This window comes from Caulobacter sp. GW456-12-1-14-TSB4, assembly GCF_059424195.1.
In genome coordinates this window covers 38,503-51,486 of record NZ_JBWKZF010000015.1, presented here as the reverse complement: position 1 = coordinate 51,486, position 12,984 = coordinate 38,503, and the positions used below count along the sequence as shown (strand labels likewise).

Here is a 12,984-nt window from a genome sequence, read left to right as displayed (position 1 = left end):
GAGTAACGCGGTGAGATACGGCATGAAAAAGCTCGCCGTTTCGCTCCTGGCCCTGGCGCTCTGCTGCGCTGCCGCCCCGACCCAGGCCACCGAGGTCGGGACCTTCTTCGTCGGCGGACACTACGTCCACGAAGGCCAGGCGATGGCCGGCCAGGCGCACGTGCTGTTCATGAAACCGGACAAGCCGCTGCATAAGACGCCGCTGGTGTTCATTCCCGGCGCCGGCCAGACGGTGACCAACTTCCTCTCCACGCCGGACGGCCGTCCCGGCTGGGCCCAGGTATTCGCCGACGCCGGCTGGACGGTCTATCTGATGGATCAGCCGGGACGTGGCGCTTCGGGTTATGAGGTCTCGTACGGCTCGGTGAAGCGGCAAACGCCGGAGTTCCTGCAGAAGCGCTTCACGGCCACCCAGAACTTCGAACCCGCGCCAGGACAACCGCAAGGCTGGCCGCAAGCCAAGCTCCACTCAGGCTTCCCGGGAACCGGCAAGCCGGGCGATCCGATCTTCGACCAGTTCTACGCCACGCAGGTCGAGAGCGCCGGCGGCGATGTCTCCGCCAAGCTGGTCGCCGACGCCGGCGCGGCGCTGCTGGACAAGATTGGACCGGCCATCATCGTCACCCACTCGCAGTCCGGCGCGTTCGGCTGGGCGATCGGCGAGGCGCGGCCGGCGCTGGTCAAGGCCATCGTCGCGGTCGAACCCAGCGGCCCGCCGTTCTTCGGCGCCCCGCCGCCGTGGGGCGACTCCGATCCGGACAAGCTTTCGCGGCCCTACGGCCTGACCACGACGCCGCTGGCCTATGCCCCGGCGCTGACCTCGCCCGCCGACCTAGGCCGGGTCCAGGAGGCGACGCCGGAGAAGCCCGACCTGGTCCGCTGCTGGCTGCAGCCCGAACCGGCGCGCAAGCTGGTGAACCTGTCGCGGTTCCCGATCTTCGTGCTGGTGTCCGAGGCCTCGTACCATGCGGGCTACGACCACTGCACGGTGCGCTATCTGCGCCAGGCCAGCGTCGCCACCGACTTCACGCGGCTGGAGGACGTGGGCCTGCACGGCGACGGTCACATGGTGATGATCGAGAAGCACTCGACGCAGATCGCCAAGCTGATCCAGGACTGGCTCAAGGCGAAAAAGCTCGACTAAGGCTCGGCGGTGCGGATCGCCGCCGGTCCGGCCGGCAGGGCGATCGCGCCCTTGGCCTTCAGGCGCTTGCCGTCGAAGCCGAACACGTCGAGGCGTTGTTCGACCGCGCACTGGACCAGCAGGGTCTTGCCGTCCCTGGACCAGGCGATCCCCTGCCCCCAGGCGCCGGTGCGGGCCTCGGTGACCTTGACCAGCTTGCCGGGCTCGTCGATCCGCCAGACCTGGACCAGGCCTTGCTTGGAATAGCGCGGTGACTTGGCGCTGGCGTTGGAGCCGTCGTTGACATTGACCGCTACGAAACGACCGTCCGGCGACATCTTCAGCCCCTCGGGCGTCAGGCCCACGGAGACGACGTCGATGACGCGTGGGAAGGCCTCGGAGACGAGGTCGATCAAGCTGACCGTATCCATGTCCTTGCCACCGCCGCCGATATTGCCGACCACGGCGAAGCGGCGCGGGCCGACGGTGTCGATCTGATAGGGGCGCAGGCCAGGAGCAAGGGTTTTGGGCTCGACCGTCACGGCCGTCCCATCGATCTTCAGCACCGAGATCTTGTGGTCGCCGTCACGGCTGACCAGGGCGCGTTTGCCGCCATCGAAGAAGATAGGCTCGGCCGGCGCGGACTTGGCGTCACCGATGACCACCGACCCAGCGGGTCGGACAACCTGACCAGAAATGCTGAAGATCGAGACCGTGCCCTCGGCGCGGTTGGCGACCAGGGCCAGCTTGCCGTCAGGGCTGATCGAGACGCCCGAAGCGCCCTGCCCGGCCTGCAAGGTGGCGACGACGCGCGGCGGGCCGTCCTTCAGGGCGATGACGCTGACCTTGTCATCGGTCCCCTGGCCACCGGGCCCAGCTGGGGAGAGCTTACGGGCCGCGGTGACCAGGGCGATCGACTCGTCGGGCGCGACGGCGACACTGGCGGGAGGGCCAATGATGCTGGTCGGGGCCTCGACCGAGCCGAGAAGTCTTGGCGGCGACGCGCCGAGATCGATCAGCGTGACGGTGTCCGGCAGGGGCTTGGTTGGGACGACCTGTTCGCCGTCCGCCAGCACCTGCTTGCCGTCATTGGCCGACACGGCGATCTGGGCCCGCCCTCCGCAAGGCAGGGCCAGAAGGCCCATGGCGACCACGCCGCTCAGAACTCGAATACGCATCGCCGCACCGTTCGAAAGATCGCCAGGCGCGCGGACGCCGGGAGGAGTATTGGCGTCCGCGCGCCTGGCCGCGATCCTGACAAGGGAGGACAGGTCAGAACCGCTTCATGCCCAGGCTAGAAGGTATACCGCAGGCCCAGGATGAACTCGCGTCCGGTGTGGTGGTAGAACGAGGACCGGTCGGCGACGCTGTCGTTGAACTGGTCCTGGTACTCGTCGGTCAGGTTCACGCCTTCCAGCGACAGCTTGAAGTGGTCGTTCAGCGTGTACTGCAGCGAGGCGTCGACGTTCAGCGTCGCCTTGGTGCCGTCGGCGTTGGTGCCCGCTTCCGAACCCGGGATGCGGGTCAGATAGTTGTCGCGATAGGCCGCCGAGACGCGAGCGCTCCACTTGCTGTCCTCGTAATAGAGGGTGGCGTTGTAGGAGCTGCGCGACAGACCCGTCAGGTCGCCGGTGGCGATGACCGCGCCGGCCCCGTTCAGGTACTGGATCTCGGACTTCACGCCCGTGTAGTTCAGCAGGACGCCGGTGTGCTTGAGCGCGCCCGGCAGGAAGCTGAAGGGCTGCTGGTAGTTGATCTCGAAGCCCTTCAGCGTGCCCCCGGGCGTGTTGACCGGAGTGCTGAACTGCCATTGCGCCGAGGGGCTGCAGCCGTTGGTCGTGCCGCAGGCGGCGATGGCCACGCTGTCCGGCAGGCCGAACGGGTTGCCGGTGAACGTCGTGTTGGTCTGCAGCGTCTGGACCAGGCTGTTGATGTCCTTCTTGAAGAGGGCCAGCGACAGCAGGGCCGACTTCTGGAAGTACCACTCGAACGACAGGTCGTAGGCCTTGGCGCGGAACGGATCGAGGTTGGGGTTGCCCGCGCTGACCGAGCGACCGGCGCCCGAGACGCTGACCGTGGCGCCCGGCGTGAGCGAACCCAGGTCCGGACGCGACATCACCTTGGCCGCGCCGAAGCGGATCAGGAAGTTGTCGCGCGGCTCCAGCACCATGTTCATCGACGGCAGGGTGTCGTGGTACTTGCGCTCGGCCGAGATCGCCAGCGGCGAGCCTGAGACATAGGTGTAGCCGTTCGAGGCCTGCTCGGTCTCGACATAGCGAACGCCGACGTTACCGCGGAACGGCCACTCGCCGATCTGGGTGTTCCAGTCGGCCTGGACGTAGCCGCCGCTGTCCTTCTCCTGGACGCCGCGGTTGTTCCCCAGCGCCGGTTCCTTGCCCATCTTGAACGTGCCGCCGTAAGCGGTCTGATCGTAGAGGCTGAGCGCGTTGGCGGCCTTCAGGGTGTCGGGGATCAGGCTGTTGAAGCCGGCGAAGTTGACCACCTGTCCGTAAGACGACTTGTCGATCGCCACGAGAGCGGCCGGCACGGTCGGCTCGATATTGGTGCTGGTGCCGTTCGAGCGGCGGAATTCGGTGGTCTCGAAGTCGTACTTCTTGAACGAGACGCCGGCCGACAGCTTGAAGATGCCCAGATTGTCCCAAGAGCCGTCCAGCGACGCGACGTCGTAGGTGTTGACGGCCGACTGCGGACGGATGCGGATCTGGGTCAGCACCCAGGCGTTCGGGTCGGTCAGCTTGGCGTTGCCGTAGCCGATGACCGGGTTGCGGCCTTGCGTGTAGTCGTAAGAATAGCCCTGGATGTTGAACTGATCGAACTGGACCGTGGTCTGGATCGGGTTCTGGTGGTCCGACTTGGAGTGACCCAACAGACCTTCGACCACGATGTCGTCGGTGAAGTGGTGCTTACCCGACAGACCATATTGCGTGAACTTGGTGTCGAGCTTGTCGAAGCGGTCCTCGACGCGCAGATCGACATTGTTGAACACGCCCTTGGTCATGGTGTTGGTCGCGCTGTCGATCGTCGCCGAGACCACCTGGGTCTGGGCGATGCCGCACGAGTTGCTGACGTTGGCGGCCGTACAAGCGCCGCCGACGCTGAAGGACGGGGCCTCCAGATACTGTTCCTCGCGGGTGCCCTTGAAGTCGGCATAGAGGACGTCGAGGCTGATCTCGGTCTTGTCCGTCGGCGCATATTGCAGCGACAGGGTGCCGCCCAGGCGCTTCTGGTCGTCCTTGTAGATATCGAAGCGCGGGAAGCGCGGGTGGAAGGCGGCGTTGTTGGCGGCCTCGGCCGGGTTGAGCGTGGTCGGCAGGCCCGCGCCGTTCGGCAGGGCGTTGAAGCCCGGCGAGAAGGCGTTACCGGTCGCCCAGCGCACCGTCGAGGAGCCTTCGTCCACCAGCTTGCGCTGCGAATAGGCCACCGACAGCAGGGCGCCGAACTTGCCGTCGCCCCAGGTGTTGCTGATCATGAACGCGCCGCGCGGGTTCTTCGACTTGGCCAGGTCGTTGTAGCCCAGCTGCGCCGAGCCCACCATCGTGAAGCCCTTGTAGTCGAACGGACGGGCCGTGCGCAGATCGACGGTCGCGCCCAGCGAGCCTTCTTCGGTATCGGCCGTGGCGGTCTTGCGCACCGTGATGGCGTTGAAGAGGTCGGAGGCGAAGACGTTGAAGTCGAACGAGCGGCCGCGGTTGGTGCCGCCCGAGGCGTCGGCGCCGCCGGCGGTCGTCAGGGCTTCCATGCCGTTGATGCGGACGCGGGTGAACTGGGGACCCAGGCCACGCACCGAGATCTGACGGCCTTCGCCGCCGTCACGCGCCAGGGCCACGCCCGGGATGCGCTGGATGGATTCCGAGAGGTTGAGGTCGGGGAACTTGCCGATGTCCTCGGCCAGGATCGAGTCGACGGCGGCGGCTTCCGACCGCTTGACGTTCAGAGCCTTGTCCAGGCTGGAGCGGAAGCCGGTGACGACCACTTCGGTCACCGAGTTGTCTTCCGCCGGCGCGGCGGGCGCGGCTTGCTGGGCCGACGCGGCCCCCGCGAAAGCCAAACCCACGGCCGCAGCCGAGACGCTGGCCAGCCAAAGCTGGCGTTCCTTGGTACGCATAGTCCCTCCCCTGTCGGGCCTTCTTGTTGCCGACGTCCTTGGGCTGGCGCAGTGAGCGCGAGCTTGGCGTCTTGTCAGGAAGGTTAGGGTCGGGTCGACCGCGCCGGCCAATGCCGTGTTGGAACGCGGTTATGCTGGTTCGGCATCAACCCCTATGCGGCTTCCCGGCGCTCCAGAAGCGCATAGCGCGCCAGGATGCGGTCGAGGGTCGTGCGCTTGATCGGCTTGGCGTCGCGCAGCTTGTTCCAGGTGGTCTCGCTGATCGCGTAGCAGTCGAAGATCCGCTCGCGCGTCACGGCGGGCAGCCGGGTGCGCAGAGCCTGGAAGGTTTCGCGGGAGATGGTGACGGTTTCGGCCATGGGAACGCGGGCGCCCCGAAGGGCGCCCTCCTTGATGCTTACGGTTTGGCGACAACGGTGTTGTTGAGTTGGGTGATCTCGGCCCCGTCAGCCTTGATGCGGACGCGGTAGCCGGCCTTCCACTCACCCTTCAGCGCGACCTTGGCTGTCTTGGGCTTCAGGTCCAGCGGCGCGGCCAGGCCCGGGACCGTGGCGCGAGCCAGTTCCTTGCCCTGCCCGTCCTCCAGGATCACGACGCTGGCCGGCGCGGGCTTGGCGCCCAGGCTGTGGACCGTGACGTCGATGCCGCTCTTCTTGGCCTTCACGTCATCGACGCCGATACCGAGATCGAAGCGCGTGGCGGGCGCCTCGCCTGGGGTCTTCAAGGTGAATTCCCAGGTCGTGGTCTTGCCGGGGGCAAAGGTCACGTCGAGACCGGCGGTGCGCTCGAAGGCGACCTCGGCGGCCGGATCGGCGGCGCCGTCCACCGCGCGGACCACGCTCCACTGGCCGGCCGAAACGTCCCAGCCGGTCATCACCGCATGCATCGGCTTGTCGGTCAGGTTGAAGGCCGTGACCTTGAAGCTCTTCTCGCCGGTGCCGGTGACCAGGATGCCGACATCCTCGGCCGCGGTCGGCGTGTCGAAGCGCCAGCTGACCAGGTGGCCGGGGACCAGCTGGTTGCGACGCAGGGCCATGCCGCCCAGGCGGGTGCGCTGCAGGGTGTCGCTGAAGAGCTCCACGCGGTCCGACCACCAGTGGGCGTCGGTCATCATCCACATGCGCTGCTCGGCCGTGACGACCTCGTCGTGGAAGACCTTCTCCAGGTACTTGGTGTCGCCGCTGGTCTTCCAGGCCTGGTAAAGCGTGTAGGCGTCGTCCGCGCCGGCGTCTGCGTCGGCCTTCAGCTTGGCGCCCCACGTATCGCGCATGCCCAGCTTGTCGATGACGTCGGCGTTGAGCTCGTCGAGATCGGCCAGCTTGCCCTTGACCATCTCGCCCTTCAGCGGCCGCAGGTACTTGTCGTCGCCGGTCCAGCGCCAGGCGGCCCAGAACAGCTGGGCGGTCGAGACATTGCCCCGCGCGCCGGCCACCAGTTCGCCGCGGCTCTCACCGGTCGCAGAATGGATGTCCTCCGGATAGACCCACGAGCCGTCGGGCCGCTGCTTGCCGTGGGCCATGTGGCCATCGGCCAGATCGACGACCAGCTTCTTGATGGTCGGGTCGCCGTTGAAGTCGGACAGCACGACGCCCGGATGCAGGATCAGGTACGAGTACGGATGCGACCAGCCCCACGGGCCGTCTCGCGACACGTCGGTGGCCGAGAAGAACCGACTGATCACGTGGACGTGGCCGTCCTCGGCCTTCTGCATGACGGTCGGATAGGCCCGCGCCGTCTCCATCAGCCGCTCGACGACCTTGGGGTCGCCGTAGCCGGTGTACATGGCCTCGGACTTGGCGTTGATCGCCTCTTCGTACGAGTGCAGCTCGTCGGTCTTGATCTTGCCAAGACCATTCGGAAGCATGTCGTTCTTGTAGGCCGCGTCCACGAGGGCGTTCAGCGAGGCGGTGACCTTGTCGGGGATGTCGCCCATCAGGGCCAGAGGCGGCCACTGCTGGGTCAGGTCGTCATCGTCCGAGATGCCGCCGCCGAAGTCGCCGTAAGCGACCTGGCGGTTGTCGATCCACCACTCGATAAATTTGCGGACCCGCTTGAGGTCTTCCGTCTGCAGGAAGGCCCAGGCCGGGACGCCGGCCGGGGTCGCCGGGACGGTGACCGGCACGCCGGGCTGTTCAGGGTTCAGCTCGGCCCACATCTCGCGACCGTGCTGGTTCTTCGGATCGATCCGCAGCAGGTCCGACAGCTCCAGGTCCAGGCGCGCATAGCGGGCCAAGCGCTTGGAGACGTCGTGCTCTTCCACCAGGAAGGCCAGGTTGTCGCGCGCCTCGCCCAGACGATCGGCGACGTGCTCGGCCTTGGCGTCCTCGGCGGGCTTGAACTTCAGGCGGACGTTCATGCCGTCCAGCTGGCGGGCGTCGAAGTCCGCGCCGGCCCCGGCGATGGTGATCAGCAGGCTCTTGCCCGGCATGATCATCCGGTCACGGGTGTCGAGGAACACGGTCCGCGCCTCGCCCGGCTTGACCGAGACATTGACGTCCAGCAGATCGCGGCCCGGCCACAGCGGGTCCTTGACCTTGATGTTCAGCGGGAAGAGGCCGTTCGCCAGCGGCGCGACCTTCAAAGCAGGAATGTCGATCGCCACGCCGTCCAGGCCGGCGTCCATACCCTGCCAGCCGTACTGGAACTTGCCGACCGGACCGGCGGCGCGGGTCTGGCGGAAGTCGGCCGGGATCAGGATGTGGGCGATCGGCAGGCTCGCGCCGGCTTCAGCCTTGCGAGGCGAAGTCGGGGCCTTGGCCGGCAGGGCCGCGACCATGGTCCGCTCGCCGGCGGCGAAGCGGTCCTTCACGAAGGCGGTAAGCTCGTCCAGCGACGGATAGACTCCGACATCGGCGTCCAGCTTGACCTTGTAGCTCAAGGTCGTCTCGTCGGGCTCCGCGCCGCCGGCCACGTAGTAGGCGCCCAGTTCTTGGATCGGGGTCTCCTGGACCACGTTCTCGAACTTCAGCTGGCCGCCCGTGCGGGCGGTGAACTGGTTCAGCGTGCGCAGCTCGCCCTGCGGGCGCTTGATCAGCAGCTTGTCCGGTCCGGTCAGCGTGCCATAGGCCGCGCCCTGAAACTCCAGACGGTTCCATTGCTCGTTGGGCAGGGTGAAGGTGATGCCCTTGCCGCCCTCGGTGTAGACGTTCCAGTCGGGCAGCTCGAAATAGTCGTGGCGGCCCGGCAGCTTGGAGCGGTTGTAGACGCCCGGCCAGGTGGTCTCGGCGATGCCGTCCGAGCCCAGGCTCATGCGCTCCTTCAGATCGAACTGCTCGGTGAACTGGACCTTGCGGATGCGGGTCGCCGCGTCGGCCAGGTACGGCGGCGGATCAGCCGGCCGGTTCCAGCCGTAGCGATAGGCCCAGGCCTTCATGTCCGGCGCGGGCGCGGCGCTGCTCGGCTCCTTGCCGGCGGCCAAGTCCGCGACGTCGCCGTCGCTGAGGGCGTGGTCGTAGATGCGGATGTCGTCGACATCGCCGCCGCGGATGAACTGGTAGGCGCTCTGCACCTGGTGGGGCGAGACCACGCGGCTGTGCGGGCCGAACTGGTCGAGGCCGGCGTCCAGCGCGGCGGTCTGGGCCTTGGCGGCGACCGGCTTGCCGTCGATATAGAGCGTAATGCCCTTGGCCTCGTCCCAGGTGAAGGTGACCAGCACCCACTGGTCGGGCTTGGGCGCGGCCTGGGTGGTCGAGACCCGCACGCGCGAGAGGTTGTTGTCGGTGACGAAGGCGTCGAAGCCCTTGCCGTTCCAGTCGATGCGCAACCAGGCCATGTCCCAGCTGGTGTGGTCGGCATAGCCGACGCGGAACAGCGGGAACGGCGTGGTTCCGATCGGGTCACGGCCGCGCCAATAGAAGCTGAGCGTGCCGCGCTGGGCGTAGATGTTGCCCGGGGCCATCCAGCTCAGGACCTGCTCGCTGGAGGCCTCGATATAGGCGCCGTGCACGGGGTCGGTCTTGAGCTTGACCTTGTCGGCGAAGTTCGGCGTCGCCTCCCCGGCCGCCACGTCCGCCTTCAGGCCCTTGTCGCCCGTGAGGTGGAACAGAAGGCCGTCGGCCCTGCCGATGGTCGGCAGGGCCAGAGCGGCGGTGGCCAGGAGAGCGGCCCGCAGGGCCTTGTTCGATCGACGCACCAACTTGGCGCTCCTCTTCGGGGTAAGCTCGAACTGAGAAAGGGTCATGCGCTTGTCGCGCCTTTGGCAAGGGTCGCGCGGGCCTGGTCCATGTCCAGGGCCCCGTCCCACTTGGCGATCGCCACGGTGGCGACGCTGTTGCCGATCAAATTGGTCACCGCCCGCGCCTCGTTGAGGAACCGGTCGACGCCCAGCAGCAGGACGAGGCCGCTGACCGGGATGGCGTGCAGGGTCGACAGCGTCGCGGCCAGGGTGATGAAGCCCGCGCCCGCCACACCCGCCGAGCCCTTCGAGGTCAACAGCAGCACGCCCAGGATCACCACCTGGTCGAAGATCGACAGGTGGGTGTTGGTCGCCTGCGCCACGAACACCGTGGCCAGGGTCAGGTAGATGCAGGTGCCGTCCGCGTTGAAGGTATAGCCGGCGGGCAGGACCAGGCCGACGACCGGCTTGGCGCAGCCCATCGCCTCCAGCTTCTGCATCAGCTTGGGCAGCACCGCCTCGGTCGAGCAGGTGCCCAGGACCACGAAGATCTCCTCGCGGATGAAGCCCATGAATTTCCAGAACGACAGGCCCGTCGAGCGCATGACCAGCCCCAGCACGATCACGACGAAGGCCGCCGAGGTGATGTAGAGCGCCAGCAGCAGGCGGCCCAGCGACCACAGGGTGTCGAGACCGTACTTGCCGATGGTGAAGGCGATCCCCGCCCCCGCGCCCAGCGGCGCCAGGCGCATGACGATGGCCACGATCTTGAACAGGGCTTCCAGGAACAGGTCGATGAAGTCGACCAGCGGCTTGGCCCGCTCGCCCATCTGGCTGGCGGCCACGCCGGTCAGCACCGACAGCAAGATGACTTGCAGCATCGCGCCCTTGGCGAAGGCGTCGACGAAGGTGGTGGGGATGATGTCCAGCAGGAAATGGATGATCCCCTGCTCCTTGGCCGCCTCGGTGAAGGTGGCCAGTTGCTTGCCGTCCAGGGCGCCGGCGTCGATGTTCATGCCGACGCCTGGCTTGACCAGGTTGACGACGACCAGACCGATCACCAGGGCGATGGTCGACAGCACCTCGAAATAGATCAGGGCCTTGGCGCCGATCCGGCCGACCTCCTTCAGGTCGCCCATGCGAGCCATGCCCACCACCACGGTCCCGAAGATGATCGGGGCCAGCAGCATCTTGATCAGCTTGATGAAGCCGTCGGCCAGCGGCTTCAGCGCCGTCCCGACCTGGGGGAAGAAATAGCCGACCAGGGCCCCGATCAGGATACCGATCAGGACCTGGATGTAGATCTGCGAAAGCAGGCGCTTGGCGTTCAAGGTCTTCAAGTCCCCCCGGGGACGCCCGGCTGTCTTCGCCGGGTCGTCCCGTGTTTTCTTTATCAAGCCGCGCGGTGCGCCACATCCTCGGTCAAGGTGCGCATCAGGGCGTAAAGCTCCGACTTGGCCTCGAAGCCGACGCCCGGGACGTCCGGCAGGCCGACATAGCTGTTCTCGACCCGAATGCCGTCGGCGAAGCCGCCGAACGGCTTGAAGACGTCGGGGTAGGACTCGTTGCCGCCCAGGTGCAGGCCGGCGGCGATGTTCAGCGACATCTGGTGGCCGCCGTGCGGCACGATCCGACGCGACGACCAGCCGTTTTCGTCCAGAACACTCAGGGTGCGCAGGTACTCGACCAAGCCGTAGGACAGGGCGCAGTCGAACTGCAGGTAGTCGCGGTCCGGACGCATGCCGCCGTGACGCAGCAGGTTGCGGGCGTCCTGGTGCGAGAACAGGTTCTCGCCGGTCGCCATCGGCAGCTCGTAGTGCTTGGAAAGCTCGGCCTGCAGGGCGTAGTCCAGCGGGTCGCCGACCTCTTCGTACCAGAACAGATTGTAGGGCTTCAGGGCCTCGGCATAGGCCAGGCCCGTCTCCAGGTCGAAGCGGCCGTTGGCGTCCACCGCCAGGTTCTGGCCGTCGCCGACGATCTCCAGCACCGACTCGATGCGGCGCAGATCGACGTCCAGCGAGGCGCCGCCGATCTTCATCTTCACGACCTTGTAGCCACGGTCGCGATAGCTGCGCATCTCGGCCTGCAGTTGGGCGTCGTCCTTGCCCGGATAATAATAGCCGCCGGCGGCGTAGACCCAGACCTTGTCGTCGGCCTGGCCGCCGCGATAGCGCTCGGCCAGCAGCTGGTACAGCGGCTTCTCGGCGATCTTGGCGACGGCGTCCCAGACGGCCATGTCGATCGTCCCGACCGCCACCGAGCGTTCGCCGTGACCGCCCGGCTTCTCGTTGGTCATCAGGGTGTTCCAGATGGCGAACGGGTCGAGGTTGTCGTTCTTCTCGTCGATCAGGCTGTCGGGCTTGGCCTCGGCCAGGCGCGGCAAGAAGCGCTCGCGCATCAAGGCGCCTTGCCCATAGCGGCCGTTGGAATTGAAGCCGTAGCCAATGACCGGCTTGCCGTCGCGGATCACATCGGTGATGACGGCGACGACCGAACAGGTCATCTTCGAAAAATCGATATAGGCGTTGGCGATCGGCGAGGCGATTGAGACCGTCTTCTCGCGGATGTCTAGAATGCGCACGGGGTTCTCCACTTGTCGGACAAACCCTAGGCCGACACCCTTTCGACGGGCCAATGCCATTCTCGACGGTCGCTATGCGTAACAGGCATCATCCATGGAATTGATCTGGCTCGAAGACTTCGTGGCGCTGGCCGAGACGGGCAACTTTTCGCGCGCGGCGGAGAACCGCAACGTCACCCAGCCCGCCTTCAGCCGCCGCATCCGGGCGCTGGAGGACTGGATCGGCGCGCCCCTGTTCGACCGCACCGCCAACGGCGTGGCCCTGACCGCCGCCGGCCAGCAGTTCCGCACCGGGGCCGACGAGCTGATCCGCCGGATCATCCAGCTGCGCCGCGAAGCGCGCGAGGCTGGCGGCAAGGAGGCCGCGACCCTGCGTTTCGCCGCCACCCACGCGCTGTCCTACACCTTCTTCCCGCAGTGGATGCGTTTGCTGGAATCGCGCGCGCCGCTGGGGCCCGTGCGCCTGATCTCCGACAGCATGCAGGCCTGCGAGGAGCTGATGCTGCACGGCCAGGCCCAGTTTCTGCTGTGCCATCACCATGCCGCCGCGCCGGGGCGCTTCGGCGCGCAGTTCCGTTCGGTGGTGGTGGGCCGCGACGCGCTCGTCCCGTTCTGCGCCCCCGATGAGACGGGCAAGCCGCGCTGGACGCTATCGGAAGACGACGCCGACATCCCGTACCTGGGCTACAGCGCCGAGTCGGGTCTGGGCCGGATTCTGGAATCACAACGGTTCATCGACCGCGCGTCGGGACTGCGTGAGGTGTTCTCGGCTCGCCTGGCCGCCAGCCTGATGCCGATGGCTCGCGACGGACGCGGCGTGGCGTGGCTGCCGGCGACCTTGGCCGAACTCGAGGTTTCCGAAGGCCGGCTCGTCCGCGCCGGCGGCGTCGAATGGGACGTCGCCGTCGATATCCGCGTCTTCCGCCCCGCCGCCCGTCAGAGCCTGGCGGCCGAGGGCTTCTGGTCGGAGCTGGGGGTGTTCAAGGGGGCGGACGGCGCGCCGCCCGAGGACGACGCGCTGGCCGCGAACGGCTAGAAGC

The 12,984-nt window shown here is 67.1% G+C and carries 8 protein-coding genes; 2 read left to right on the top strand and 6 right to left on the bottom strand.

Translation table 11 applies throughout. The annotated features are described in order from the left end of the window. Positions 1-22: 22 nt before the first annotated feature. Positions 23-1,144 (top strand): alpha/beta hydrolase, encoded by a 1,122-nt coding sequence (locus tag AC07YH_RS15210; protein ID WP_494747812.1) that lies wholly within the window; start codon positions 23-25, stop codon positions 1,142-1,144. On the opposite strand, the gene AC07YH_RS15205 is transcribed toward AC07YH_RS15210, so the two are convergent. The 6 genes from AC07YH_RS15205 to AC07YH_RS15180 all read right to left on the bottom strand — a co-directional run bounded on the left by AC07YH_RS15205 (position 1,141) and on the right by AC07YH_RS15180 (position 11,944). Next, positions 1,141-2,301 (bottom strand): YncE family protein, encoded by a 1,161-nt coding sequence (locus tag AC07YH_RS15205; protein WP_494747811.1) that lies wholly within the window; start codon positions 2,299-2,301, stop codon positions 1,141-1,143. The genes AC07YH_RS15210 and AC07YH_RS15205 overlap by 4 nt on opposite strands. Positions 2,302-2,417: 116 nt before the next feature. After that, a complete protein-coding gene (locus tag AC07YH_RS15200) occupies positions 2,418-5,249 on the bottom strand; it encodes a TonB-dependent receptor (RefSeq protein ID WP_494747810.1) in 2,832 nt (943 codons plus the stop codon). A 152-nt stretch (positions 5,250-5,401) separates the two neighbouring features. After that, entirely contained in the window at positions 5,402-5,608 is a 207-nt protein-coding gene (locus tag AC07YH_RS15195; RefSeq protein WP_494747809.1) for a hypothetical protein, read from the bottom strand. Between the two features lie 38 nt (positions 5,609-5,646). Next, positions 5,647-9,381, bottom strand: a complete 3,735-nt coding sequence (locus tag AC07YH_RS15190) for a LamG-like jellyroll fold domain-containing protein (protein WP_494747808.1) — start codon at positions 9,379-9,381, stop codon at positions 5,647-5,649. Positions 9,382-9,425: 44 nt separating this feature from the next. Beyond that, entirely contained in the window at positions 9,426-10,694 is a 1,269-nt protein-coding gene (dctA, locus tag AC07YH_RS15185; protein WP_494747883.1) for a C4-dicarboxylate transporter DctA, read from the bottom strand. Between the two features lie 62 nt (positions 10,695-10,756). Further along, positions 10,757-11,944 carry a mandelate racemase/muconate lactonizing enzyme family protein gene (locus AC07YH_RS15180; RefSeq protein ID WP_494747807.1) on the bottom strand — a complete coding sequence of 396 codons (1,188 nt, stop codon included), beginning with the start codon at positions 11,942-11,944 and terminating at the stop codon, positions 10,757-10,759. 94 nt (positions 11,945-12,038) lie between these two features. Between AC07YH_RS15180 and AC07YH_RS15175 the strand changes: the two genes are divergently transcribed. Next, positions 12,039-12,980, top strand: a complete 942-nt coding sequence (locus AC07YH_RS15175; RefSeq protein WP_494747806.1) for a LysR family transcriptional regulator — start codon at positions 12,039-12,041, stop codon at positions 12,978-12,980. The last annotated feature ends 4 nt before the right edge of the window (positions 12,981-12,984 follow it).

Coding starts and splice junctions, on each gene's coding strand:
- AC07YH_RS15175 (WP_494747806.1), top strand. CDS start 12,039: ATGGAATTGATCTGGCTCGAAGACTTCGTGGCGCTGGCCGAGACGGGC.
- AC07YH_RS15210 (WP_494747812.1), top strand. CDS start 23: ATGAAAAAGCTCGCCGTTTCGCTCCTGGCCCTGGCGCTCTGCTGCGCT.
- AC07YH_RS15195 (WP_494747809.1), bottom strand. CDS start 5,608: ATGGCCGAAACCGTCACCATCTCCCGCGAAACCTTCCAGGCTCTGCGC.
- AC07YH_RS15200 (WP_494747810.1), bottom strand. CDS start 5,249: ATGCGTACCAAGGAACGCCAGCTTTGGCTGGCCAGCGTCTCGGCTGCG.
- AC07YH_RS15205 (WP_494747811.1), bottom strand. CDS start 2,301: ATGCGTATTCGAGTTCTGAGCGGCGTGGTCGCCATGGGCCTTCTGGCC.